Origin of the sequence: Pleomorphomonas carboxyditropha (assembly GCF_002770725.1) — a bacterium.
Classification (GTDB): domain Bacteria; phylum Pseudomonadota; class Alphaproteobacteria; order Rhizobiales; family Pleomorphomonadaceae; genus Pleomorphomonas; species Pleomorphomonas carboxyditropha.
The window spans coordinates 77,107-99,610 of record NZ_NQVN01000019.1; the positions used below are offsets into that span (position 1 = coordinate 77,107).

29 protein-coding genes are annotated in these 22,504 nt (G+C 65.6%); 18 read left to right on the plus strand and 11 right to left on the minus strand.

Annotated elements, in window-relative coordinates:
• Positions 1–348 precede the first annotated feature (348 nt).
• The 3 genes from CJ014_RS21135 (at position 349) to CJ014_RS21145 (ending at position 2,330) form a co-directional block, all read left to right on the plus strand.
• Positions 349–936, plus strand: a complete 588-nt coding sequence (locus tag CJ014_RS21135) for a TetR/AcrR family transcriptional regulator (RefSeq protein ID WP_100082480.1) — start codon at positions 349–351, stop codon at positions 934–936.
• Between the two features lie 139 nt (positions 937–1,075).
• The gene (locus CJ014_RS21140) at positions 1,076–1,711 is read left to right on the plus strand and encodes a hypothetical protein (protein WP_425351941.1); all 636 of its coding nucleotides are present in this window, start codon (positions 1,076–1,078) and stop codon (positions 1,709–1,711) included.
• Positions 1,712–1,817: 106 nt separating this feature from the next.
• Positions 1,818–2,330, plus strand: coding sequence for a hypothetical protein (locus tag CJ014_RS21145; RefSeq protein WP_100082516.1), 513 nt, complete (start codon positions 1,818–1,820; stop codon positions 2,328–2,330).
• On the opposite strand, the gene CJ014_RS21150 is transcribed toward CJ014_RS21145, so the two are convergent.
• Positions 2,302–3,645, minus strand: a complete 1,344-nt coding sequence (locus CJ014_RS21150) for a sensor histidine kinase (protein WP_100082482.1) — start codon at positions 3,643–3,645, stop codon at positions 2,302–2,304. The two genes, CJ014_RS21145 and CJ014_RS21150, sit on opposite strands and share 29 nt — an antisense overlap.
• Positions 3,642–4,379, minus strand: coding sequence for a response regulator (locus CJ014_RS21155; protein ID WP_425351947.1), 738 nt, complete (start codon positions 4,377–4,379; stop codon positions 3,642–3,644). Before CJ014_RS21155 ends, CJ014_RS21150 begins: the two co-directional genes overlap by 4 nt.
• Before the next feature lie 260 nt (positions 4,380–4,639).
• Here CJ014_RS21155 and CJ014_RS21160 point away from each other — a divergent pair, with 260 nt between their 5' ends.
• Positions 4,640–5,038 (plus strand): hypothetical protein, encoded by a 399-nt coding sequence (locus CJ014_RS21160; protein WP_100082484.1) that lies wholly within the window; start codon positions 4,640–4,642, stop codon positions 5,036–5,038.
• Between the two features lie 265 nt (positions 5,039–5,303).
• Positions 5,304–6,533, plus strand: coding sequence for a Na+/H+ antiporter NhaA (nhaA, locus tag CJ014_RS21165; RefSeq protein WP_100082485.1), 1,230 nt, complete (start codon positions 5,304–5,306; stop codon positions 6,531–6,533).
• A 103-nt stretch (positions 6,534–6,636) separates the two neighbouring features.
• Here the strand turns inward: nhaA and CJ014_RS28400 are convergent, their stop codons facing one another.
• The 3 genes from CJ014_RS28400 to CJ014_RS21180 all read right to left on the minus strand — a co-directional run bounded on the left by CJ014_RS28400 (position 6,637) and on the right by CJ014_RS21180 (position 7,851).
• Positions 6,637–6,813: a hypothetical protein gene (locus CJ014_RS28400; protein WP_425351942.1), complete on the minus strand. Its 177-nt coding sequence runs from the start codon at positions 6,811–6,813 to the stop codon at positions 6,637–6,639.
• 32 nt (positions 6,814–6,845) lie between these two features.
• Entirely contained in the window at positions 6,846–7,100 is a 255-nt protein-coding gene (locus CJ014_RS21175) for an antitoxin (RefSeq protein WP_100082486.1), read from the minus strand.
• A gap of 160 nt (positions 7,101–7,260) precedes the next feature.
• Positions 7,261–7,851, minus strand: a complete 591-nt coding sequence (locus CJ014_RS21180) for a TetR/AcrR family transcriptional regulator (RefSeq protein WP_100082487.1) — start codon at positions 7,849–7,851, stop codon at positions 7,261–7,263.
• Positions 7,852–7,951: 100 nt separating this feature from the next.
• Between CJ014_RS21180 and CJ014_RS21185 the strand changes: the two genes are divergently transcribed.
• Complete coding sequence (locus CJ014_RS21185; RefSeq protein ID WP_100082488.1) at positions 7,952–8,476, plus strand: DinB family protein; 525 nt, start codon at positions 7,952–7,954, stop codon at positions 8,474–8,476.
• 216 nt (positions 8,477–8,692) lie between these two features.
• Positions 8,693–9,052, plus strand: coding sequence for an NIPSNAP family protein (locus CJ014_RS21190; protein WP_100082517.1), 360 nt, complete (start codon positions 8,693–8,695; stop codon positions 9,050–9,052).
• Between the two features lie 152 nt (positions 9,053–9,204).
• Here CJ014_RS21190 and CJ014_RS21195 read toward each other — a convergent pair whose 3' ends face one another.
• The 5 genes from CJ014_RS21195 to CJ014_RS21215 all read right to left on the minus strand — a co-directional run bounded on the left by CJ014_RS21195 (position 9,205) and on the right by CJ014_RS21215 (position 11,455).
• Positions 9,205–10,029 (minus strand): NHL repeat-containing protein, encoded by an 825-nt coding sequence (locus tag CJ014_RS21195; protein WP_100082489.1) that lies wholly within the window; start codon positions 10,027–10,029, stop codon positions 9,205–9,207.
• Positions 10,026–10,445, minus strand: coding sequence for a carboxymuconolactone decarboxylase family protein (locus CJ014_RS21200; protein ID WP_100082490.1), 420 nt, complete (start codon positions 10,443–10,445; stop codon positions 10,026–10,028). Before CJ014_RS21200 ends, CJ014_RS21195 begins: the two co-directional genes overlap by 4 nt.
• Positions 10,417–10,809: a MerR family transcriptional regulator gene (locus CJ014_RS21205; RefSeq protein WP_100082491.1), complete on the minus strand. Its 393-nt coding sequence runs from the start codon at positions 10,807–10,809 to the stop codon at positions 10,417–10,419. The genes CJ014_RS21200 and CJ014_RS21205 overlap by 29 nt, the downstream gene beginning before the upstream one ends.
• A gap of 114 nt (positions 10,810–10,923) precedes the next feature.
• Complete coding sequence (locus tag CJ014_RS21210; RefSeq protein WP_425351943.1) at positions 10,924–11,217, minus strand: type II toxin-antitoxin system YafQ family toxin; 294 nt, start codon at positions 11,215–11,217, stop codon at positions 10,924–10,926.
• Positions 11,192–11,455: a type II toxin-antitoxin system RelB/DinJ family antitoxin gene (locus CJ014_RS21215; RefSeq protein ID WP_100082493.1), complete on the minus strand. Its 264-nt coding sequence runs from the start codon at positions 11,453–11,455 to the stop codon at positions 11,192–11,194. The genes CJ014_RS21210 and CJ014_RS21215 overlap by 26 nt, the downstream gene beginning before the upstream one ends.
• Before the next feature lie 238 nt (positions 11,456–11,693).
• Here CJ014_RS21215 and CJ014_RS21220 point away from each other — a divergent pair, with 238 nt between their 5' ends.
• The 11 genes from CJ014_RS21220 (at position 11,694) to CJ014_RS21265 (ending at position 21,848) form a co-directional block, all read left to right on the plus strand.
• Positions 11,694–12,206, plus strand: a complete 513-nt coding sequence (locus CJ014_RS21220) for a DUF2442 domain-containing protein (protein ID WP_245427515.1) — start codon at positions 11,694–11,696, stop codon at positions 12,204–12,206.
• A 306-nt stretch (positions 12,207–12,512) separates the two neighbouring features.
• Positions 12,513–13,685 (plus strand): efflux RND transporter periplasmic adaptor subunit, encoded by a 1,173-nt coding sequence (locus CJ014_RS21225; protein WP_100082494.1) that lies wholly within the window; start codon positions 12,513–12,515, stop codon positions 13,683–13,685.
• A gap of 6 nt (positions 13,686–13,691) precedes the next feature.
• On the plus strand, positions 13,692–16,793 hold the full coding sequence (locus CJ014_RS21230; protein ID WP_100082495.1) for an efflux RND transporter permease subunit: 3,102 nt from the start codon (positions 13,692–13,694) through the stop codon (positions 16,791–16,793).
• Positions 16,794–17,061: 268 nt separating this feature from the next.
• Positions 17,062–17,724 (plus strand): DUF3313 domain-containing protein, encoded by a 663-nt coding sequence (locus CJ014_RS21235; RefSeq protein WP_425351944.1) that lies wholly within the window; start codon positions 17,062–17,064, stop codon positions 17,722–17,724.
• A gap of 30 nt (positions 17,725–17,754) precedes the next feature.
• Positions 17,755–18,087, plus strand: coding sequence for a lysozyme inhibitor LprI family protein (locus tag CJ014_RS21240; protein ID WP_100082496.1), 333 nt, complete (start codon positions 17,755–17,757; stop codon positions 18,085–18,087).
• 160 nt (positions 18,088–18,247) lie between these two features.
• Complete coding sequence (locus tag CJ014_RS21245) at positions 18,248–18,619, plus strand: hypothetical protein (RefSeq protein ID WP_100082497.1); 372 nt, start codon at positions 18,248–18,250, stop codon at positions 18,617–18,619.
• Between the two features lie 50 nt (positions 18,620–18,669).
• Complete coding sequence (locus CJ014_RS21250; protein ID WP_100082498.1) at positions 18,670–18,975, plus strand: hypothetical protein; 306 nt, start codon at positions 18,670–18,672, stop codon at positions 18,973–18,975.
• A gap of 229 nt (positions 18,976–19,204) precedes the next feature.
• The gene (locus tag CJ014_RS21255) at positions 19,205–19,828 is read left to right on the plus strand and encodes an outer membrane protein (protein WP_100082520.1); all 624 of its coding nucleotides are present in this window, start codon (positions 19,205–19,207) and stop codon (positions 19,826–19,828) included.
• Between the two features lie 124 nt (positions 19,829–19,952).
• Complete coding sequence (locus CJ014_RS27605; RefSeq protein ID WP_165790926.1) at positions 19,953–20,225, plus strand: hypothetical protein; 273 nt, start codon at positions 19,953–19,955, stop codon at positions 20,223–20,225.
• A gap of 430 nt (positions 20,226–20,655) precedes the next feature.
• Positions 20,656–21,024, plus strand: a complete 369-nt coding sequence (locus CJ014_RS21260) for a hypothetical protein (RefSeq protein ID WP_100082499.1) — start codon at positions 20,656–20,658, stop codon at positions 21,022–21,024.
• Positions 21,025–21,383: 359 nt separating this feature from the next.
• A complete protein-coding gene (locus CJ014_RS21265) occupies positions 21,384–21,848 on the plus strand; it encodes a hypothetical protein (protein WP_245427518.1) in 465 nt (154 codons plus the stop codon).
• Positions 21,849–21,857: 9 nt separating this feature from the next.
• On the opposite strand, the gene CJ014_RS21270 is transcribed toward CJ014_RS21265, so the two are convergent.
• Complete coding sequence (locus tag CJ014_RS21270; RefSeq protein WP_100082501.1) at positions 21,858–22,433, minus strand: TetR/AcrR family transcriptional regulator; 576 nt, start codon at positions 22,431–22,433, stop codon at positions 21,858–21,860.
• Positions 22,434–22,504: the final 71 nt, after the last annotated feature.

The following is a 22,504-nucleotide window of genomic DNA, read 5'->3' on the forward strand; positions in this document are numbered from 1 at the left end:
CCTGGTCCTCTCCACAAGGAGCGGGAGGACGCCCCATATTGGCCGTCCGCCTCTTTCGGCCCGAGGTCCTGCGCCTTCGCGCAGGATGACAGAATTATATATAAAAAACATATATATAGATTGTCCTCCTGCGCGCAGGCGCAGGACCTCGGGCAGGAAAGAACGAGCGGCGCGCATAGGTCGCCAACCGAGCCGGAGCGCCGGTAGCATCGGATTTGCGGGTTACTTCACGCCACCAGCCGCAAAGCCTCATCCCGCCGCCCCGCCTTGGCAGGGCCGTTCGGGCCGCCTGCCGCCGCCTCAAACTCGCCCTTGACGGCCATCCTACTAGAAGGTAGGCTGACGGACATGGGCAACATTGCCGGCACCGCCGACGAAATCATCCGCTGCGCACGCTCCCTGATCATCGCCGGGGGCTACAACGGCTTCAGCTATGCCGACATCTCCGAGGTCGTCGGCATCCGCAAGGCCAGCATTCACCATCATTTCCCCAGCAAGGTCGATCTGGTCCGCACCCTGCTGGTGCAATATCGGCAGGAGGCCGAGGCGGGCATCGCCGAGCTGGAGCGCCATCATCCGGACCCGGTGGATCAGCTTCGCGCCTACACCGGCTACTGGGCGGCGTGCATCGGCGATCCGACCAGTTCCTTCTGCGTATGCGCCCTGCTGGCGACGCAAATTCCCGTGCTGCCGCCGGAGATCGTGCTGGAGGTGCGGGCGCACTTCCGCGCGCTGTCGGCCTGGCTGACCGCCGTCCTGGAAAAGGGCGCGCAACGGGGCCGCCTCGCCTTTTCCGGCACCGCCCGGTCCGAGGCGGAGGGCTTCATGGCGGCGGTGCACGGCGCCATGCTGTCGGCGCGGGCTTACGGCGACGACCAGGTGTTCAGGGTCGTCACCGAACCTCTGATCGAAAGGCTGGTCGCCGGCCGGCCATGAACCGACCGGTACGGGCGTCCTTCGCGGACGCCGCCTGTCCCCTGAAAACTGCATTTTGATTGGCTTTTGTGGAGCATGACGCTCAGGCTGTTTCCGTCACACCAGAGACTACCTACTAGTAGGTAAGAGAGGAGATGACATGCTTCGGAAATTTATGCCGTCCTTTCTCGCCGCCGCCGTCGTCGGCCTGCCGCTCGCGCTGGGCCTCGCCTCGCCCGCCTTCGCCGAGGGCGGCAAGACGGACCCGCTCCGCGTGCGCGGCACCGTCGTCGATTTCGACGGTCAGGCGCTGACGGTGAAGACGCGCGAGGGCGCCACCGTCGATATCGCCCTCGCCCCCGGTTGGAAGATCTCCAGCGTCGCCCGCGCCGACGTCGCCGACATCAAGCCCGGCGATTTTGTCGGCATCGCCTCGCTGCCCGCCGCCAACGGCGGCGATGACGCGCTGGAGGTGGTGATCTTTCCGCCGGCCCTGAAGGGCACCGGCGAGGGCAGCCATGGCTGGGATCTCCAGCCCAACAGCACCATGACCAACGCCACGGTCGCCGACGCGGTCACCAACGTGAACGGCCGCTCCGTCACCGTCGCCTACCACGGCCAGGAAAAGAAGATCGCCATTCCCGAGGGCACGCCCGTCGTCACCTTCGCGCCGGCCACCGAGGCCGACCTGAAGCCGGGCGCCGTGGTGTTCATCATCGCCGAGAAGGCGCTTGACGGCGCCATCACCGCGGAGCGCGTCGTCGTCGGCACCAACGGCGTCGTCCCGCCGATGTGAGCCGGGCCATGGCCGGCCCGGCAGGCCTTTTCTCGGGCCGGCGGAATTTTCGACATGGCGCCCGTCCACCGCAGAGACGGGCGCCATGAGCAGCAAGGAGACCGAAATGTTTGGAATTTCACCGATCGGCTGGGTGCATACGCTCGGCAGCCTGCCGGCCATTCCGCTGGCCGTCTACATGTTTGCCCGCCACGGGCGGATCGTGCCGCGATCGGCGGCCGGCGTTGCCTATCTCGTCTTCATGCTGATCGGCGCGGCGACGGTGTTCCTCGTCGCCCGCGAGCCGGTGAGCTACGTCATCGGCGCGGCGACGATCGCGCTGCTCATCGCCGGATACGCCATCGGCCGCCTTTCCGGCCTTGGCCGCGCCGGCCGCTACCTCGAAACGATCTTCCTGAGCCTGACGGCGTTTCTGCTGATGTTGCCGACCGTCACCGAAATCCTGCGCCGCGTTCCCGACGGCCATCCCTTGGTCACCGACCTGAAGTCGCCGCTTCTCCTCGGCGCCCAAGCCGGTCTCCTCGTCCTTCTCGTCGTCGGCCTGACGGCCCAGATCATCCATTTGCGCCGGCAGGGCAGGCTGGCCGCCCTCAGCTCCCGCGCTGTTTCGGCAGGGTGATCCGCGCCACGAGGCCGCGCGGCGACCCGTCGATCAGCTCGAGGCGGCCGCCGTGGGTGGAGGCGATGCCGCGGGCGATCGAAAGGCCGAGCCCGAGGCCGCCGCTGCTGGCCGCCCGGGCGGTATCCGCCTTGAAGAACGGCTCGAACACCTGCGTCTTGAGGTCGTCGGACAGGCCGGGGCCGTCGTCGCGCACGTCGATGACGATCGCCCCCTCCGCCTCGCCGAGCGTCAGCTCGATCTCCCCGGCGACCCGCGAGGCGTTGTCGATCAGGTTGGAGACCGCCCGCGTCAGGTCGCGCGGCCGGCACATCGCCACGAGGCGCGACGGCCCGGAAAAGGCCACGGGCACGCCGACATCGGCATAGTCGGAGGCGATGGTCTGCAGCAGGCTGCTGAGGTCGACCTTTTTCTGCGGCGCCGCGTCGCCGGGCGAGGTGGTCTTCAGGTAGGCCATCGTCTCGTCGATCATCGTCGCCAGCATCGAAATGTCGCGCAGCAGCATCTGCCTGAGCTCCGGCTCGTGCGACCGCTCGACGCGCATGCGCAGCCGGGTCAGCGGCGTCCGGAGATCGTGGCCGAGCGAGCGCAGCATCGTCGTCCGCTTCTCGGCCATGCTGCGGATGCGCATCTGCATGGTGTTGAGGGAATCGCGCAGGCTGCGCACCTCCGACGCGCCGTCCGCCTTGAACAGCTCCCGCGCATCCTCGTGGCCGCTGATCCGCTGGGCGTCCTCGGCGAATTCGATCAGCGGCCGCGTCAGGCGATGGCTGAGATAATAGGAAAGGAGCAGCACCGGCAGGACCACCGGCAGCGTCAGCCCGAGCACGTAGATGATGCCGGTAAAGTCCGAGACGCCCGCCGGCATCTCCGGATAGAAGACGATGGCGCGGGCATCGTCGATGCGGATCGCCAGCGGCTGCTCGGCCGCCCCGGCGGCGCCGTCCCGCCGGTGCCCCGAAACCGCCGCCAGCCGCCGGACGACCAGATCGAACAGATCGGCGTCGACGGCGCGCGGCGGCCTGAGGTCGATCTCGCCGGGAAGCCGGTCGTCGGTCAGCGTCACGCTGAGGCCGAGGCGCTCCGCCGCCTCGCTCACCGCCTTGTCGACGGCGGGAGAGCCGGCGGCGACGCTCTGCCTGGCGACCAGCAGCATCTTGCCGGCCTGGGACTCGATCCAGGCCTTCTGTCTCGATTGGGTTTCCCTGAGGGCGCCGTGCACCGACGCAAACGCCGCGAGCAGGAAGATCGGCACCACGGCCAGCAGGAAGATCTGCGTCCGCATCGAGGCGAGGCCGAGGCGCGTGAACATCATGCCCTTTCGACGGCCGGCGTGAACAGGTAGCCGCCGAGGCGCACCGTCTTGATCAGCGCCGGCCCCTTGGCGTCAGGCTCGATCTTCTGGCGCAGCCGGCTGACGTGCACGTCGATGCTGCGCAGGATCGGCCCGGCGGCGCCGGCATGCGTCAGCCCCAGGAGCTGCTGGCGCGTCATCACCTGCCCGGGGTGCTGGCAGAAGGCCAGCAGCAGGTCGAACTCGGCGGTCGTCATGGAAATCTCCACGCCGTCCGGGTCGTAGAGCTGGCGCGTGACCGGATCGAGCCGCCAGCCGGCGAAGGTCAGCGCCGTCGCCGCCTCGTCGGCCTCGCTGCCGTAGGAGGCCCGCCGCAGCAGGCCCTTGATCCGCGCCAGGAGCTCGCGCGAGTTGAACGGCTTGGTGACGTAGTCGTCCGCCCCGAGCTCCAAGCCGAGGATGCGGTCGATGTCCTCGCCGAGCGCGGTCAGCATCAGGATCGGCGTCTTGCCGCCGGCGCGCAGGCGCCGGCAGATGCTGAAGCCGTCCTCGCCCGGCAGCATGGCGTCGAGCACGATGAGATCGGCGCCGCGCCGGTCGAGCAGCCGGTTCATCTCGCCGCCGGAAATGGCGACGGACGCCTGGAAGCCGCTCTCCGTCATCAGCTCCACCAGCATCTGCGCGATGTCGGCATCGTCCTCGACGATGACGATGTGCGGGGCGGCGGAAAGATCGGTCAACGTATTGGCAGGCATGGCCGCCATGTCTGGCCTCTGGTTTGTTGGATGGGGATACTATGCCCGACCCGGAACCTATTACCAAACGACGCCGCGTTCTGTTATTTTTTGTTGCGTAGCCCCGCCGGACACCGGTGACGGGCCGCGCCGCCCGCCGCGCAATAAATCTAAACATTTCAAAATACTGAAAAACATCCGCCGCCCCTAGTCATGCCGGCCGGGCGGACCGCGTGCCGCCGCGCCCGGCGCCGCCGAACCTCTTGCGGAAACAGTCACGGATGGATGCGATGGTTCCGAAATCGAAGGGTCCGGGCCCCAAACGCAAATTCGGAAAGATCATGTTGCTGATCGCGCTGGTTCTGCCCGTGCTCCTCTGTCTCGGAGCCTGCGCCGGCGGGCCATCCGACTTCCTCACCATGGCCGCCCCTCCGCAAGGCGACCACAGGCCGCCGATCCGCTCGATGGCCGAACGGCAGGAACTGGCAAGCTCCCTGGAGGCCGAAAAGCGGACAGGCACCACCGCCACGAGCGCCGGCCCGTCGATCGGCGAACTGGAAGCGCTCCGCCGGCAGCAGGATCGCCAGGTGAGGCAACTCCAGGCGGAGGTGGCGACCGATCCGAACGTCGCCGCCGCGAACCGATGTGGTGAGGGGGCAGCCATCGGCAGTTGCCCCTAGCGTCGGCCAGCGCCAAGCGGCCCTGACCGCTCCTTCAAGGCAATCATCGCGGAAATCCATATTCTGCGAAAGAGCGAAACTCAGGCGCATACCCGATTCAAAACTTGGGATTTTCGTGACATTCATATTTTCAAGGCGATGCGCCGGTTTCGGTAGCCCTGCCCCAATTCCATGGTAGAATAAGCAATTATGGCGTGTGCTGCGTGCGCCAGGGGCTCACCCTGATACGGAGAAAAAGACAACCCGTTCCAGAGGACGCAGCCCTATGGCCTCAACGCAGCCTGTCCGCCCCAATCGGGGCCGTATCAATTCCACGCTCCGGCAATTCCTCGACAATGAAGCCTCTGGCGGCATCGTTCTCATGGCCGTCGCGGTGCTCGCCCTCCTCACCGCGAATTCGCCCGTCGCCGGCAGCTACTTTTCGGCGTTGCATGCCTATGTCGGCCCGCTGAGCGTCCAGCACTGGATAAACGATGCGCTGATGGCCGTGTTCTTCCTGCTGGTCGGACTTGAGATCAAGCGGGAGATGCTGGACGGACAATTGTCCAGTTGGAACCGCCGGCTGCTTCCCGGCGCGGCCGCCGCCGGCGGCATGGCCGTTCCGGCGTTGATCTATGTCGCATTCAATCTCGGCAATCCTGCCGCTCTGCGTGGTTGGGCGATCCCGTCCGCGACCGACATCGCCTTCGCGCTCGGCGTGCTGTCCCTGCTCGGGCCGAGAGTGCCGGCATCGCTGAAAATCTTCCTCGCGGCGCTGGCCATCATTGACGATCTTGGGGCCGTCATCGTCATAGCGCTGTTTTACACCGCCGACCTGAACCTTCTTGCTCTCGGCGGCGCGGCCCTGATCATCGGTGCTCTGGTCGTCCTGAACCGGTCCGGGGTGGCGCGCCTTTGGCCCTATCTCGTCCTTGGGGTCGTGCTCTGGGCTCTGGTGCTGCGCTCGGGCGTTCATGCCACGCTGGCCGGCGTCATATTGGCATTGATCATTCCTATCCGCCGCACGTCGGGCACCCCGGAAGCCTCGCCCTCGATGTCGCTGTTGCATCAACTCGAACACGCCTTGCAAAAGCCCGTCGCCTTTCTCATCGTTCCGATTTTCGGCTTCGCCAATGCCGGCGTTTCTTTTACGGGCGTGACTCCCGCCGTTTTGGTCGAGCCGCTCACGCTTGGTGTGGCGGCCGGTCTTGTCGTCGGGAAACTGGTAGGCGTGTTCGGCACGGTCGCCGTTCTGGTGAAAGTGCGGCTCGCCGATCTTCCCGCCGCCGCGAGCTGGGGGCAGACGCTCGGCGTTGCGCTTCTGTGCGGGATCGGGTTCACGATGAGCTTGTTCATCGGCCTGCTGGCGTTTGACGATCCTGCCATGCAGGATCGCGTCAAGTTCGGCATTCTGGCCGGTTCGCTCATCGCAGGCGTGGCGGGCTACACCATCTTGAGGCTTACGGATCGCAGGCAGGTGGTTTCCGCCGTGGACGTGTCGTCGCACAAATCCTGAGTTACGCGACAAAATCGCAGCTCAGTCGTTGAGCCTGTCGGCCAATCGCACCATTAGGTTCATGCGCTCATGGAAGATCGCGACGATCAGCGCGGGCGCGTTCTCACGCGGCAGGCAAAATATGTAGTGATGTTCGCAGCGCCGGATAGAGTGCGTCCAACTCTTTGAATACGCCCTGCCCGGCCGCTACGCAGGCAATGCCCGCTTTCAGCTTCGCAACGTAGGTGCGCACCTGCGCCGCGCCCCATTCCTTGCGTGTGTAGCGGACGATGCCGCGCAAGTCGGCTTCCGCGTCGTCGGTTAGGACGTAGTTCAAGCGCGGCCACCCTCGGCCAATTCCTCATCAAGAATCTGGTCGATGCTCTTGTCCGAGACCTTGCCCGACAACCCGGCTCCGATCCGGTCGTCAAGCAGGGTTTTCAGTTCCTGCCAGGCCTGATCGGCATCGGTGTCGCCGGGGAACAGCCGTTCGAGCACGTATTGCTTGATCGTCTTGCCTTGCACGGCAGCAAGCGCCTTGAGGCTTTGGTGCTGCTGGTCGGTCATATCAATGGTTAAGCGGCTCATGCGATTACCTCGTTGGGTCCCACATCCCCACATTAGCACAAATACAGGCAAGGGGCCATCCCTACCCTGCCCCTACGCGAGAGAACGATATGTCCGGCCGGTGCCGCATGTGTCATGACATTACTGGAATGCGGTCGCAGGTTCGGGGATTTGCGCGACGCTAGTTCGGCTCTCCGAGGTATAATGTAACCAAGCGCACCAGCTCTTTCTGGACCGCTGGATCATCAATAGCACCCCGTCGCGCCGCATTGTGAATCACCCCGTCTATCGCGTCTGAAAGCACGCGGCCGGCAACATGGTCGGCCTCGTTGGGCTGGCGCTTTCTGTATGTGGCGACGGCGTTCGAATAGTAGGAAAGATATTCAATCTCGAATTCGCTGCTGGGATTTCGATAAGCTTCCGAGCTGGGAGCTTCGTCCAGCAGAACGCGATGCAGGCCTGGATAAATGCTATGAGCTGCGACCACGGCTCGCACCAGTTCAGCGGCGAATTTCCCCGGTGACAGCCCATCCGCACGAACTTCCCGCATCACCGTAATGCTGTCGTCTAGGTGACGATGGCGAATCGCATCGACCAGAGAGAGCTTGTCGGGGAAATACTGGTAGAGTGAGCCGATGCTGACGCCGGCCAGCTCCGCGATCCTGTTCGTCGTAAATCCCGCCCATCCTTCATCGCTGAGAATGCGAGCACCGGCCTGAACAATCGTTTCGACCGTTGCGCGGGATCGAGCCTGTCGCGGCTCTTTGCGCATCACGGACGGCTGTTTTGTAATGCGAGTAGACAAGATGCCCGCCCCGTAGAAAATGTGAAATACTTGCTCACATTTCTAACCCTCGAAAGGATCGGTGGCAATGAGTACCTTGCTCCAAATGCTCTACGGCTATCACGCTTGGGCCAATGTCGATTTGTTCAACAAGCTGGAAAGCGTTGACCCTGAAAAACATGGCATAGAGCTGCAAACAGCCCTAGGGTTGATCAGTCATTATTATGTGGTCTCGCGGATATTCGCTGGCCATCTGCAAGGTGTCCCGCACGGATTCACGTCCGACAATCTCGAAGAAACGCCGGCGCTGGACGAACTTAAAACTGCCGTGACGTCCTCTGACCAATGGTATCTCGACTACCTTCGCACGGTCTCTCCCGCTGCCCTGTCCGAGCCGGTCGCCTTCACCTTCACCGATGGCGACAAGGGCTATATGACCCGCGAGGAGATGTTGACCCATGTGGCCCTGCATGGAGGCTATCACCGGGGCGAGGTCGGCCGCATTCTCTGGCAGCTTTCCATCACCCCGCCGTGGGATACGTTCACCGTTTATCTTCACCAGAGCGAGCCGGCGCGGCGGCAGCAGGGCGGCAAGCAGCCCGTTCCGGCCTGAAGGACAAGCCCACGTCGATCTTGTCGCACAACTCCTGAGTTTCGCGACAAAATCGCCGGCGCTGATCTTGCAGAGAAAAATCTGTCGCAAAAGTCAGATGCGAAAGTCGAGCTTGTGCGACAGACTTTTGCGACACAGCGGCAGCTATGCGGACGAAGCTGCCATTGCGCAGCGGAGACGATTGCTGGTATCCGATTGGGGAAAAAGGAGAACATCTTGCCCCAACTCATTGAGATACTGCTCTACAAGCTGAAACCCGGCACCGGGGGAGATTTCTTCGAAATCATGCAGAATGTCAGTGTCCCGCTGCACCGGCGCAATGGGATCGACGTGATCTGGAACGGTCAGTCCATGCATGACCCCGATGCCTATGGTCTGATCCGGGGCTTTGCAGATATGGCCGCACTGGAAGAAGAGCAGTCCAGATTCTATGCGAGCGAAGCATGGAAGACGGGGCCGCGCGAGGCGATCATCGCCCGCATAGAAACGGCGACAAAGATCATTGTCCCGATGAATGATGATGCCGTGAAGGGGCTACGGAAACAAGGATACCACGCCTTCGCGACCGGCGGCTAGATCGCCGTGCGTCCTAACGGACGCAAAGTGACGATCTAGTCCTTTGTCATTGCATCGGATTTTCCGAAAACCGGATTCCACTTTTCGGTCCGATGCTTTAAGGGCTCAAACTGACTGTCGCGAAACTTAGGAATTGCGCGACGACTGCCTTCCTAGTTCGGAATCGGAATCCTGTAGATCGTCCCATCGCCCCATGCCGCGGTAAGCAGCGAAGCCCCGTCAGGCGCGACCACCAGGCCGACCGGGCTGCGAAGCCCATCCGCGACGGCGCGGGACTGCCCATCGGCAAGGATTTCCCGCACGGTCGTTCCACCATAATCGACCACGAAAACGCGACCGTCCTTCGTCATCGCCACGCCGGGGCCGGGCGTGCCGAACGCCTCGCCGGCCTCGATGCGCGAGCCGTCCGGGCGCAGGATCGTGACGCCGCCGCCGATGTTGGAGACGACATAGCCATTGTCCGGCGTCTGGACCGCTCCGACCGGCGTTCGCAGGCCGTCAATGACCGGTTCCAGACCGCCGTTCCCGGTCACGGTGAGAATCTGGTTGGTGCGGCGGTTGGCGATCAGCAGCCGACCCGCCCTGTCGAAGCTCAACCCTGCCGGTGTCGCGAGGCCGGTCACATGCACGCTACGCTCGCCGGCCGGCGTGAAACGATAGACCTCATCGCGGGAATAGGACGCAACGTAGATCGTGCCGTCGGGGCCGATCGTCAGCCCGGAAGGGCCGGAAAGACCATCCGCGAAAGTGATCCGATTCCCGGCACGGTCGATGCGCGAGACGCGACCCGCGCCCCATTCCGCCACGAACAGATTGCCCGCGGCGTCGAACGCCATGCCGACCGGCGCGCTGAAACCGTCCCATAGCTTTTCCGGCGCGGCCGGGTGCGCATATGCGGCAGCCGGCCCCACGATCGGAGAAGCGGGAACCACGGCAAAGGCGAGAGCGGCGGCCAAAGAGCGGAGAGTGTTCATCATGCCGCTTGCTCCCGCTGGACGGGGAACCGGGCGGCGAAGATTTCCTTGGCCGCGAACAGCCCGTTGAGCGCCGCAGGGAAGCCCGCATAGACGGCCATCTGCATGATGGTTTCGGTGATTTCGGCCTTGGTCAGCCCGACGTTCAGACCGGCCTCTATATGGACCTTCAATTGCGGGATCGCGGTTCCCATCGCCGTCAGCGCCGCGATGGTCGCGATTTCGCGGCCGCGCAGATCGAGGCCGGGGCGGCTGTAAATGTCGCCAAACGGAAACTCGAACAGGTAGTTTGCGAAGTCGGGGGCAATGTCGGCCAGCGCGGCCACGACATTCTGGCCGGCCGCGCCGTCGATTTCAGCGAGCGCCCGCTTGCCGCGTTCCAGCCGGCTTTCACCGACGTTCGGGGATTGATGCGTCATGGTCTTTCATCCTCTTTTGGTTGCCGGCATATCCGGCAATCTTGGTGTCGAGGACGAGAAGGCAGGCTTGCAGTTCGGCTACGTGGGCGCGGACACGCTCGCGATGCTGCTCGAGCAACGCGCGACGCTCGGCTTCCGTGCCGACGCCGCGCTCCCGCAAGGCTGCATAGCGCAGCATCTCCCGAATAGGCATCCCGGTCGTTTTGAGGCGATCGAGAAATTCCATCCAGATCAGCATCGATGCGTCGTAGTCACGTTGGCCGGATTGGTTCCTGTCCGCCAGGGGAAGCAGCCCAATCCGCTCATAGTAACGGATGGTGTGGGCCGACAGTCCCGAACGCTTCGCCAGTTCGCCAATCTTCATGAACGCCCTTCTTCGTCACGACGCATGAGAAGTTACGGGTTAGAGCGCACTCTAAGTCAAGGGGGGCTGTCACCCAATAATGTCGCGGAAATCCCGAAACATGCGACTGGCCGCTTACAGATCGATTTCTGAATGCGATCCGAGGCGCGCGAGGATAAGCCGGTCATCCCCGACAAGCCGGCAGATCAACGCCAGATCGGGCTTTACATGGCAGCCCCGGTAATCCTTCCAGTCGTTCGACAAGGCATGATCCCGGTGGCGCGGCTCCAGCGGTTCACCGCTCGCAAGCGCCACGATCACCCGGCGCAATTCTGTATCCAGAATGCCCCGGTGATGCCCCTTCGCCTCGCGCTTGAAATCCCGCTCGAAAGCGGTCGTGCGTTCAATCGTCCGCATGGAGATCGTCAAACAACTCATCCACCGTGGCGAAGCGCTTCATGCCGCCCCGCTCTATCTCCGCGAACGCTTCCAGCGTCTCGGCGTTCGGCTGGAACAGAGCGGACGGAATCGCCTTGTCCTGCGCGATCCGCGTCATGAGCACCCGCACCACGTCGCTCACCGTCAGGCCCGACGCCTGAATGACCTGGTTGGCAACGTCCTGAATCTCACCCGGCACACGGGCTTGCACCATACGACTTGCGGCCACGTCACCACCTCCAGCATGTGTATTTCACTGCAATACACATAAGTTTTTCGCCCCGCGCCGCCAAGACGCCTCGGGTTTTAGGAATGACGCGACAGTCGTTTTCTTCTTCGCTGTCGTGTCTTCCGGCAAATTCGCCGCAAAAGGCGGGGTTCTGCACGCGACGTTTATGACGGCAGGCATTCCGTATTCCGGCTAGGCTGGGTGTCACGCCTACCGTTGGCCTTGGAAAACCCAACGGATGGGTTATTTTGAAGCATGGTTGTCGTCCACCCTGCTCACCGTTTCCGGTTCGAACACCGCGATCGCTTTCTACGGGAATGGCAGCATATTCATGGCCAGCTTGACTGACGCGGAGTTCGAGGCGGCCGAGGCTCGCGGCCGCGAGATGCTCGAAACCGAACCTCGTGCAACGTCCGTGCGCTATGACCGCAAGACCGGGCGTGTCGTCATCGATCTGGTGAACGGCTGCACCTACGCCTTTCCTGCGAAGCTCGTGCAGGACCTGCAAGGGGCCAGCCACGACGACCTTGCCGATGTCGAGGTCCAGGGCTTGGGCTTCGATCTGCACTGGCCGGCGCTGGATGCCGACCTTTACGTTCCCGCCCTGGTCGCCGGCATATTCGGAACGCGCGACTGGATGGCGAAGGAGCTGGCGCGGAGAGCGGGCCAGAGCAAATCCCCCGCCAAGGCGGCGGCGGCACGGGCGAACGGATCGAAGGGCGGCCGCCCGCGAAAGGCCGTGGCCGGCTGAGGCGGCCTGCGGATCATCGCAAAACTCAACCGCGAAAGCCGAGGTCTTGCGACAGACCTTCGCGATAGACCTTTCTTTCAAAAATCGGCAGCGCCCATTTCCGGGCTTCAGCACGTCCGTCGCGACGGCAGCCCTGCTGCCCTCGCGGCCGGCCGGCGCATGTTTCTCAACATCAAAACACAAAACGCAACATTCGGCTTCCGTATCCTCCCCCGGGACCGGAGAGCCACGGTCCGGATGGAAGATTGACGGCCGGGAGATGCCCGCCCGCAGGGGCGGCGGCGCGGACTTGCCAAGGATGGGTTGATGCGGATCTTGTCGAAGGGAACGGGGACCTGGTTGTTGGCCTGCGCCTGTTTCACCCTGGCCGGCTGCTCGGACGAAGAGCCGGCGCGGAAGGCCGCCGTTCCCAAGACCGGGGTCGCCGTCGTCGAGGTGAAGCCGGAGAAGCTGCCGGTGGTCGCGGAACTGCCGGGACGCGTCTCGCCCATGGTGACGGCCGAGGTGCGGCCGCGCATCACCGGCATCGTCCTCAGGCGCGTGTTCGAGCAGGGCGCGACGGTCCGCGAGGGCGACCTTCTCTACGTCATCGATTCCGAGCCGTTCCGCACCAAAGTCGCATCGGCCAGGGCGACGCTGGATTCGGCGCTGGCCGCCCAGGTGCTGGCCAGCAAGAAGGCCGACCGCCAGCGGCAGCTCCTGACGACGCAGGCGACCAGCGCCCAGGATGCCGACAGCGCCGTCGCCGCGCTCGCCCAGAGCAATTCCGACGTCGAGAAGGCCCGCGCCGACCTCCGGGCGGCCGAGCTGGACTTGCAGTATACCGAGGTCAGGGCGCCGATCACCGGCAGCATCGGCCGGGCGCTGGTCACCGAGGGAGCGCTGGTCAGCCCCACCTCCGACGTGATGGCCGTCATCCGCCAGATCGACCCCGTCTATGCCGACTTCATGCAGCCGGCCGGCAACCTCATCGCCCTCAAGACGGCCGTGGCCGACGGCAGGTTGCAGGCCGACGCCTCGGGCAGCGCCATCCTGAAGCTCGTGTCGACCGGCGGCGAGCTCTATCCGCACGACGGCCGGCTGCTGTTCTCCGAGGCGTCGGTCAGCGCCGCCACCGGCCAGGTCATCCTGCGCGGCGAATTCCCCAACCCCGAGCGCAACCTGCTGCCGGGGATGTACGTGCGGGGGCGGGTCGAGCAGGCGGCGCTCGACGGCGCGCTCGCCGTGCCCGAACAGGCGGTGCAGCGCGACACGGCCGGCAAGGCCCAGCTCTATGTCGTCGCCCCCGACGGCAAGGCCGAGTTGAGGCCGGTCGCGCTCGGCTGGATCGTCGACGGCCGCTGGGTGGTGATGGACGGCATCGCGCCGGGCGACAAGGTGATCGTCGAGGGCTTCCAGCGCATCGCGCCGGGCGCCGAGGTCGAGCCCGAGCCATGGACAGGCGCCCTTCCCGGCCGGACCGGCGGCGGACGGGGCTGACGGCAGATGGCGTCCTTCTTCATCGACCGCCCGGTGTTCGCCTGGGTCCTCGCCATCGTCATCATGCTGGCCGGCGCCATCTCGCTCGCCATCCTGCCGATCTCCCAATATCCGAACGTCGCCCCGCCGCAGATCAAGATAGCCGCCGTCTATCCGGGCGCCTCGCCCGAGGACACCTACGAGGGCGTCACCCGGCTGATCGAGGAACAGCTCAACGGCGTCCCCGGCCTCCTCTATTTCGAATCGACCTCCGACGCCTCCGGCTCGATCAACATCACCGTCACCTTCGAGCCGGGCACCGATCCCGACACGGCGGCCGTCGAGGTGCAGAACCGCGTCCGGCGCGTCGAGGCGCGGCTGCCGTCGTCGATCGTCCAGCAGGGCATCAGCGTCACCACGGCCGGCGGCGGCACGCTGCTCGTCGTCGCCCTGACTTCCAAAAGCGGCGCCACCGATGGCATCGCGCTCGGCGACTACATGAGCCGCAACGTCGCCGGCGAGCTGCGCCGCGTCCCCGGCGTCGGCAACGCCCAGTTGTTCGGCAGCGAGCGGGCCATGCGCGTCTGGATCGACCCGGACAAGCTGTTCGGCTTCAACCTGTCGCCGGCCGACGTCACCGACGCCATAACCGCCCAGAACGCCCAGGTGGCGGCCGGCCGCGTCGGCGCGGCGCCGGTCGGGCCGGAACGCCGCACCACCGGCTCCCTGCTGGTCAAGGGGCAGCTCACCACGCCGGAGGAATTCGGCGCCATCGTGCTGCGCGCCGAACCCGACGGCTCCACCGTCCGCCTCGCCGACGTCGCCCGCATCGAAATCGGCGCCGAGAGCTATACCACGTCGGTGCGCATCGACGGCAAGGCGGCCGCCGGCGCGGCGATCGAGCTGGCGCCGGGCGGCAACGCGCTGGCCGTGGAAGAGGCCATCCGGGCGCGGATGGACGAGCTCTCGGCCTCCTTCCCGGCGGATATCGCCTATTCGATCCCCTACAACACCACGCCCTTCGTCTCGATCTCCATCGAGAAGGTCCTGCACACGCTGATCGAGGCGGCGGTCCTGGTGTTCCTGGTGATGTTCCTGTTCCTGCAGAACATCCGCTACACGGTCATTCCCACCATCGTCGTGCCGATCGCCCTCCTCGGCACCTGCGCCGTCATGCTGGTGCTTGGCTTCTCGATCAACGTTCTCACCATGTTCGGCATGGTGCTGGCGATCGGCATCCTGGTCGACGACGCCATCGTCGTGGTCGAGAACGTCGAGCGCATCATGATGGAGGAGGGGCTGCCGCCCAGGGAGGCGACGCGCAAGGCGATGGGCCAGATCACCGGCGCGGTGATCGGCATCACGCTGGTGCTGACCTCCGTCTTCGTGCCCATGGCCTTCTTCCCCGGCGCGGTCGGCGTCATCTACCGCCAGTTCTCGCTGACCATGGTGGCCTCCATCCTGCTGTCCGCCTTCCTCGCCCTGTCGCTGACGCCGGCCCTCTGCGCCAGCTTCCTCAAGCCGGTCGCCGGGGGCGGGTCGCACGCCCGCAAGGGGTTCTTCGGCTGGTTCAACCGGGCGTTCGACCGGACCGCGCGGGGCTACGGCGCCTGGGTCGGCCGGCTGCTCCGGCGCAGCGGCCGCATGATGGTCGTCTATCTCGTGGTGACCGGGGCGGCGGCCTACATGTTCGTGCGCCTGCCGACCGACTTCCTGCCGGTCGAGGACCAGGGGGCGCTGCTCGCCCAGGTGCAGGGGCCGGCCGACGCGACGGCCGCCCGCACGCTGGAATCGGTCGCCGCCATGGAAGACATCGCGCTGGCCGACCCCGCCGTGGACAAGGTGGTCACCATCAACGGCTTCAGCTTCGCCGGCGCCGGCGAGAACGCGGCGCTGGTGTTCCTGACGCTGAAGGACTGGGGCGAGCGCACCGCCGAAGAGGCCGCGCCGCTCATCGCCCAGAAGCTCAACGGCGCCTTCCGGTCGATCAGGGACGCCGTCGCCTTCGCCACCGCGCCGCCGGCCATCTCCGGCCTCGGCAGCACCAACGGCTTCGCCTTCCGCCTGCAGGACCGGGCCAATCGGGGCTACGAGGCCCTCGTCGCCGCGCAGGACCAGTTCCTCGCCGAAGCGCGCCGGAGCCCGGTTCTCGCCGACGTGCGTGTCGAGGGCCTCACCGACGCGCCGCAGATGGTGCTGGCGATCGACCGGGAAAAGGCCAATGCCTTCGGCGTCGCCTTCGCCGACATCAACCGGACGATCAGCACCGCCATCGGCTCGGCCTACGTCAACGACTTCCCGAACGCCGGCCGCATGCAGCGCGTCACCGTGCAGGCCGAAGCCGGCAAGCGCGGCACCGTCATGGACATCCTGGCGCTGAGCGTGCGCAACGCCGAGGGCGGCGTGGTGCCGATCTCCGAGTTCGCCTCCTACGAATGGACCAGGGGACCGATCCAGATGGTCGGCTACAACGGCTTTCCGGCGGTGCGCCTCGGTGGACAGGCGGCCGAGGGCCATTCGTCGGGCGACGCGCTCGCGGAAGTCGAGCGGATCGCCGGGCTCCTGCCGGCCGGCTTCGGCTACGAGTGGAGCGGCCAGTCGCTGCAGGAGATCCAGTCCGGCGCCCAGGTGCCCATGCTGCTCGGCCTCTCCTGCGTCCTGGTGTTCCTGTGCCTGGCGGCGCTCTACGAGAGCTGGGCCATTCCGCTGTCGGTGATGCTGGTGATCCCGCTCGGCGTCGTCGGCTCGCTCGGCGCCGTCATGCTGCGCGACATGCCCAACGACGTCTATTTCAAGGTCGGCCTGATCACCATCATCGGCCTGTCGGCCAAGAACGCCATCCTGATCATCGAGTTCGCCAAGGATCTCAGGGCGGCCGGCAAGTCGCTGCGCGACGCGGCGGTCGAGGCGGGGCGCCTGCGCTTCCGGCCGATCCTGATGACCTCGCTGGCCTTCACGCTCGGCGTCGTGCCGCTGGTCATGGCGGGCGGCGCCGGCTCCAAGAGCCAGCAGGCGATCGGCACCGGCGTCATGGGCGGCATGATCACCGCCACCGTGCTCGCCATCTTCTTCGTGCCGGTGTTCTTCGTCTTCGTGATCGGCCTTCTGCGAAGCAACAAGGCCGGATAGAGCATTTTCGAGCGAAGTGGGCACCGGTTCGCGTGAAGAAAATGCGTCAATTCAAGAAGATAGAGTGCTTTCGCGTTTCCATGAAACGAGGAAGCGCTCTAGCCGGGCACGCAAGATTTCTTAACAAGACAAAACACGACCGAACAATCGCCGCGGCTAGGATTCCGATCCGGAAAGCAACAAACGGCCGGCGATTCCGACGACGCCCCCGGCCGAGGCGCCCCGAAAAGTTCATCCGCTCCTTCGAACATCTCCATGGAGACAATTGGTGCACACTGCGAACACCTTGCCGAAGCTGGCCTTTGCCGCACTTTCCGTGATGCTGGCCGCCTGCGCCAGCATCACGCCCGTTGCCTATTCGGGCCTGGAATCGTCGTCCTACCTGGCGCCCAACCCCGGCGACGCCGGCGGCCGCATGCCCTATCGCTACGTGACGCCCGTCGACTGGCGCGCCTACGACAGCGCCATCCTCGAGCCGGTGGCCATCTACCGCGGCGCCGATCAGCAGTTCGGCGACATGTCCGAAGCCGACAAGCAGACCCTCGCCGGCTACATGCGCGACAGGTTCACCGCCGAGCTGAGCCGGCGCTTCGCCTTCGTCGGCGAGCCGACGCCCGGCACGCTGCGCATCCGCCTGACGCTGACCGGCGCCAAGACCAACACGCCGGTGCTCGGCACGCTGTCCCGCTTCGACCTGGCCGGCGGCGTCTACAACGGCGTCCAGGCGGTGCGCGGCGGCGAAGGCGCCATGACCGGCGCCGTGGTCTTCGCCGTCGAGATCCATGACGCCTCGACCAACAAGCTGCTCGCCGCCTACGTCGAGAAGCAATACCCCAACGCCTACAACATCTCCGCCAGCATGGGGGCGCTCGCCGCCGCCAAGGTCGGCATCGACAAGGGCGCCGAGGAGCTGGCCGGGCGGTTGCGATAGGCGCCGCTTCAATAGGGTCGGACGCCGACGATGACGAGAGTTGCACGACTGGGAGCCCTGGCCATCGCCTGCCTGGCGATGGCGCCGCGGACCGCCGACGCCGCGGTGCCGAGCTTCGACTGCGACGGCGCCCGCTCGCAAGTGGAAAAGCTGATTTGCGGCGACGACGCCCTCGCGGCGCTCGATGCGCGCCTTGCCAGACGCCTCGCCCGGGCGCTGGCCCGCGCCGACGCCGACAAGGTCGCCGGCCTCTCCGCGGCCCAGCGCGCCTGGCGCGCCCGCATGCTGAAAGCCTGCGCGCAGGCGGACGATCCCCGCGCCTGCGTGGCGGACGCATACGACAAGCGGATCGGCGAGCTGTGACCGGTGCCGATGGCGGCGTGTTAACGGCGGCAACAAATCTAAACGGTTCTCAACAACACCACACGCACCAAAACGGCCCGGAGGGCCATGGTTGTCGCGGGCTTCGGACGGGATCTGCCGAAGCCACGGCTTTGGTGTCGACAAATGACGAGGCAGGGAAATGAAAAGCCATCTCATTGCCGCCGGCATGGCGGTCGCGATAGCGGCGGGACTCGCCGGTCCGTCCCAGGCCCAGGTGGTGATCTATGACGATCGATCCCCGGCCTACCATCCCAATCCGGGCGAGGCGGAAGCCTATTTCCTGCAAACCTGGAACCGCCGCCATGACGAGCGCGGCGGACGGAGGGTCTACCGCGATGACTACGGGCCGGAGGACGTCATCCGTCTCCTGGAGCGGCGCGGCTATCGCGTGAACCGGGTGGACGACGTCGGCGAGCGGTATCTGGTCAGGGCCTGGCGAGACGGCGACGATCTCCTGGTGAGCGTGTCTCGCCGGGGCGAGATCGTCGGCGTCGTCCATGATCGCTATTGACGGGCCGCCCTCGCTGAACGAGCCGCCGCCCATATCCGGGACATCTCCCCATGCGCATGCCCTTTCTGCTCCTGACCATGGCGTTGGTCACGCTCGCGGCCTGTACCAGCGAGCGGGACTACTACGGAGATCGCTGGCAACACGGCGATCCCCTGTTGCGGCGCGCCCCCTATTACCCCGACGGCTACCGGCGAAGCGGCGCCTGCGAACCGGCCGATGCCCTGGCGCAGGGACGGCGGGCCGGATTGCGGTCGCCGGCCGTCCGTGACGTGACGCCCGACCGCGTTGTCGTCGGCGGCTACGGTGGGCAGATCGTCTTGCGGAACCGACCGGGCTGTCCCTACGCCCGGTATTGAGCCGGCGCGGAAAGCGGCTTCGCGAAAGAATTAAATCGAAACCACCTGTTCCGGGTGAGGCCACGACTGGAATCCGGACAGATGAATGCCGGCTCATCCGCGAAGCCACGGCAACAAAACTTCACATCAAAGAACAGTACGCAACATCGACCCGAGTAAATCATCGAGCGGATTCAATTTGGCGCTTCGCAGGAAGCGTCCGCGTGCCAACTGGAGAACAGGCATGACAATGCGTAACAAAGTGATGGCTTTTGCGGCTTTGAACCTCGTGATGGCGGCCCCCGCCATGGCCGCCGACATGCCTGCTCCGGAGCCGGTCTACGTGCCCGGAGAGGAAGTACGGCCGGCTTTCGACTGGTCGGGCTTCTACGTCGGCGCGCAGGGCGGCTACGCCCAGAGCCAGGTCGGCTTCCGCGGAGAGTCCGATCGCGACCTGAGCGGCGGAACCTTCGGCATATACGGCGGATACAACTTCACCTATGCCGGCCTGGTGCTGGGCGTCGAGAACGACGTCAACTACAACTGGAACGACGGCGACAGCGTCGTCGGGCTGGATTGGGACGGCTCGGCCCGCGCCCGCGTCGGATATGCCTGGGACCGCATTCTGGTTTACGGCACGGCCGGCCTCGCCGCGGCCGGCGGCAGCGTCGACGTGGCCGGCTTTCGCAAGAAGGACGACGTTCTCATCGGCTGGACGGCCGGCGCCGGCGTCGAATACGCCTTCACCGACAACATCCTGTTCCGCACCGACTATCGCTATTCCGATTTCGGAAACGTCGACTTCGGCGATGCGCTCGGCGAGTTCGAGGCCGACCAGCACCGGGTGACGGTGGGCGTCAGCTATAAATTCTAGGGCATCGGACCGAAAGGCGGCAACCGGTCTTCGGGGAACGGGCCATGCGAACAAAACCTCCCCATCCTCGCCAGGACGGGGTAGACTGCGCTCAAGCGGGGGATTGAGGATCGGAGTTCTGAATATGCATAGCAGGCTGTTCGCCGCCGTCGCCCTTGCCGCCGCGCTGGTTCCCGCCATGGCCGGCGCCGCCTCCGCCGAGACCCGGCGCCATGCCGGCACCGCCGCTCCCGAGGCGGTCGCCGACCATGAGTCGGGCGGCAACTTCCTGACGGCCGTCCTGACCCGGCTGATCGTTCCGGAAGCCCGGGATCCCCGCCGGCCGCCCGTCGCCTACGCCGACAACCCCGATCTGATCGGCAACCGCCGCGGCTCCACCAACGCCATGTTCTGGTGACGCGCCGGCCGGAAAACCATGCTTTCCCACCGAAAGGCCGCCCCGCCGGGCGGCCTTTGCCGTAGGTTCAAGGGCGGCCGGGGCGTCTTCGCGCGCTTTGCCATGAAATTTTCGCCTGAACGCAAAGGCGTTTCGTGAACGGCAGCGGCGCCGTGTTCACATTGCCATCCCTCGCCAGGGATTAGACGAAAGTCGGTTTTCCGCGGCACACCGGGATTTTCCTGAGTTCCAGCCCGGGCGTTCAACTTCCCGCACACATTTTCGCGACCCCCGTTCAACTGATCGGCGCGCATACGTCAAGACCGGCCGGTTTGAACGTGATCGAGCGGCACCCAAATGACGGTCATCGGCAGCGAACAAAACGTCCCGCTGCCCCCCGTACGACAGTTCAACAACAGTTCAACGCCATTAAAAGACCGGAGATTTGATCATGAACGCCAAGTTCCTCGCCGCCGCCGTCTTTGCCGTTGCCCTCATGCCGGCCATCGCCAGCGCCGAAACCTTCTACGACCCGTCGGTCGACAGCGGCTCGTCGCCCTTCGTCGAACTGCCGACCCAGGTCAATCCCGCCAATGCCGCCGCCGCGGCCGCCGATGCCCAGCGCTACGCCAACGTCGCCGGCGATGCGGTGATCGGTACCCATGGCGCCTCGGCGCAGACCGTGGTCGAATACGATCCGGGTGCCGGCGATGGCCAGTCGTCCTTCGTGACCAAGCTGATCGTTCCGGGCGCCGGTGCTCCGATCGCCAGCCAGCGCAGCCTTCCCTACGCCGACAACGCCGACCTGATCGGCAACTGACGAGCCGATCGCCATAGGCTGACCGTTTAGGAAAGGCCGCCCCTCAACCGGGCGGCCTTTCGCTTGTCGAGACCGTTCCGGAAGCATATTGCGCGTCGAAAATTGCATTGAAACAAATGGATAGGACTTTTCCGGCGAACCTCTTTCACCCGGAAAGGCTCCCCGCCCTTGCCGAGGTGGCGGAAAAGTCGGAGGCTTGGGCGACGCCCACACCGGAGAACGGCCATAAGCCGGAACCTCCCGCGGCCGCTCTCATGCCTGGCACGGTTCGTGATGCGCGGACTTGCCCCAGGAGAATCCGGCTCGGATCCCCGCCGATCGATCAAGACGGAGATTTCGCAATGAGGCGAACGAAAGCCATGATCCTTTTTGCCAGCGCCGGCTTGCTGGCGTCATGCTCGCTTCCCTCCGACACCTCGCGACTGGCCCGGGAGAATTCGCTGGTCGCCGCCGCCCGCAGCAAGCTCGTCGGCCTGACGGATTCGGACATCCGCATGTGCGCCGGCTTTCCCACCGCCACCGCCCACGGTTCGGACGGCGACGAGATATGGACCTACAAGCGGGATTTCCCGCGCGGCAACATCAACCTGGCGGCGCCCATCAGCCTGTTCGGCAGCATTCCCGTGGTCAGCGGCTCGGCCAACGTCAGCTCGGGCGGCTACTGCAACGCGCAATTTCGCCTGAAGGACGCCAAGGTCACCGAGGTGGAGTTCGCCGGCGACAACAACACGGCGAGCGAGATCAACGGCCTCTGCGTCAGCATGATCGACGGCTGCGTCGTCTACGCCGACCGGCGCGGCGAGCGCGAACATCAACCGAAGTAACGGCCCGCCTCAGTCCGCCGCCTCATCTCCGCCGGCCATGATGGCCTCGATGATGCCGGCGAGCGCCGGTTCGAGCTCGCCGGCGCCGGCCTCGCGCAGCGGCGCGGCGCCGACCACGTCGCGCAGGATGCCGACCCCGGCCAGCAGCGCCGCCACCAGCGTCGCCCGCCGCGCCGACAGGCCGCCCCGCCGCTCCGTCAGCGGCGCCACGAATTCCTCGGCCAGCAAATCGGCCATCACCCGCGCCGCCTCCGGGCTGGAAAACGAGTGGATGACGATGTCGAAGGCGCGGATCTCGCCGCCGTCGCGCTGGCGCAGCACCTCCCGCGCCAGGGAGGCGGCGAGCCCATCGCCGGGACCGTCGAACAGCCCGTCCGGCCACAGCGTGGCTTCCAGCGCCGCGCGGAACAGCCTTTCCTTGGAACCGAAACAGCGGTGCACGTAGGCGACGTTGACGCCGACGTCGGCGGCGATGTCGCGCAGGCCGGTCGCCTCGTAGGACTGCCTCGCAAAGCGCCGCATCGCCGCCTGCAGGATGCGCGCGCGGGTCGATCCGGACAGGGCGGCGTCCGCGGCCGGTTTCATTTCGCCTCCCTGCAACCCTATTGCATGCACGAGAAATACTGTTAGCCTGCAAGTCGGTCAACAGCGGTTGA

Excerpts from the sequence above, each read along its gene's own strand:
- CJ014_RS21200 (WP_100082490.1), bottom strand. The coding sequence starts at position 10,445 with ATGACGCATCAATCCCCGAACGTCGGTGAAAGCCGGCTGGAACGCGGC.
- CJ014_RS21225 (WP_100082494.1), top strand. The coding sequence starts at position 12,513 with ATGCGGATCTTGTCGAAGGGAACGGGGACCTGGTTGTTGGCCTGCGCC.
- CJ014_RS21245 (WP_100082497.1), top strand. The coding sequence starts at position 18,248 with ATGAAAAGCCATCTCATTGCCGCCGGCATGGCGGTCGCGATAGCGGCG.
- CJ014_RS21260 (WP_100082499.1), top strand. The coding sequence starts at position 20,656 with ATGAACGCCAAGTTCCTCGCCGCCGCCGTCTTTGCCGTTGCCCTCATG.
- nhaA (WP_100082485.1), top strand. The coding sequence starts at position 5,304 with ATGGCCTCAACGCAGCCTGTCCGCCCCAATCGGGGCCGTATCAATTCC.
- CJ014_RS21205 (WP_100082491.1), bottom strand. The coding sequence starts at position 10,809 with ATGAAGATTGGCGAACTGGCGAAGCGTTCGGGACTGTCGGCCCACACC.
- CJ014_RS21270 (WP_100082501.1), bottom strand. The coding sequence starts at position 22,433 with ATGAAACCGGCCGCGGACGCCGCCCTGTCCGGATCGACCCGCGCGCGC.
- CJ014_RS21220 (WP_245427515.1), top strand. The coding sequence starts at position 11,694 with ATGGGTTATTTTGAAGCATGGTTGTCGTCCACCCTGCTCACCGTTTCC.
- CJ014_RS21180 (WP_100082487.1), bottom strand. The coding sequence starts at position 7,851 with ATGCGCAAAGAGCCGCGACAGGCTCGATCCCGCGCAACGGTCGAAACG.
- CJ014_RS21250 (WP_100082498.1), top strand. The coding sequence starts at position 18,670 with ATGCGCATGCCCTTTCTGCTCCTGACCATGGCGTTGGTCACGCTCGCG.
- CJ014_RS21185 (WP_100082488.1), top strand. The coding sequence starts at position 7,952 with ATGAGTACCTTGCTCCAAATGCTCTACGGCTATCACGCTTGGGCCAAT.
- CJ014_RS21145 (WP_100082516.1), top strand. The coding sequence starts at position 1,818 with ATGTTTGGAATTTCACCGATCGGCTGGGTGCATACGCTCGGCAGCCTG.
- CJ014_RS21140 (WP_425351941.1), top strand. The coding sequence starts at position 1,076 with ATGCTTCGGAAATTTATGCCGTCCTTTCTCGCCGCCGCCGTCGTCGGC.
- CJ014_RS21135 (WP_100082480.1), top strand. The coding sequence starts at position 349 with ATGGGCAACATTGCCGGCACCGCCGACGAAATCATCCGCTGCGCACGC.
- CJ014_RS21195 (WP_100082489.1), bottom strand. The coding sequence starts at position 10,029 with ATGATGAACACTCTCCGCTCTTTGGCCGCCGCTCTCGCCTTTGCCGTG.
- CJ014_RS21230 (WP_100082495.1), top strand. The coding sequence starts at position 13,692 with ATGGCGTCCTTCTTCATCGACCGCCCGGTGTTCGCCTGGGTCCTCGCC.
- CJ014_RS21155 (WP_425351947.1), bottom strand. The coding sequence starts at position 4,379 with ATGCCTGCCAATACGTTGACCGATCTTTCCGCCGCCCCGCACATCGTC.
- CJ014_RS21255 (WP_100082520.1), top strand. The coding sequence starts at position 19,205 with ATGCGTAACAAAGTGATGGCTTTTGCGGCTTTGAACCTCGTGATGGCG.
- CJ014_RS21150 (WP_100082482.1), bottom strand. The coding sequence starts at position 3,645 with ATGATGTTCACGCGCCTCGGCCTCGCCTCGATGCGGACGCAGATCTTC.
- CJ014_RS21160 (WP_100082484.1), top strand. The coding sequence starts at position 4,640 with ATGGATGCGATGGTTCCGAAATCGAAGGGTCCGGGCCCCAAACGCAAA.
- CJ014_RS21175 (WP_100082486.1), bottom strand. The coding sequence starts at position 7,100 with ATGAGCCGCTTAACCATTGATATGACCGACCAGCAGCACCAAAGCCTC.
- CJ014_RS21265 (WP_245427518.1), top strand. The coding sequence starts at position 21,384 with ATGATCCTTTTTGCCAGCGCCGGCTTGCTGGCGTCATGCTCGCTTCCC.
- CJ014_RS27605 (WP_165790926.1), top strand. The coding sequence starts at position 19,953 with ATGCATAGCAGGCTGTTCGCCGCCGTCGCCCTTGCCGCCGCGCTGGTT.
- CJ014_RS21240 (WP_100082496.1), top strand. The coding sequence starts at position 17,755 with ATGACGAGAGTTGCACGACTGGGAGCCCTGGCCATCGCCTGCCTGGCG.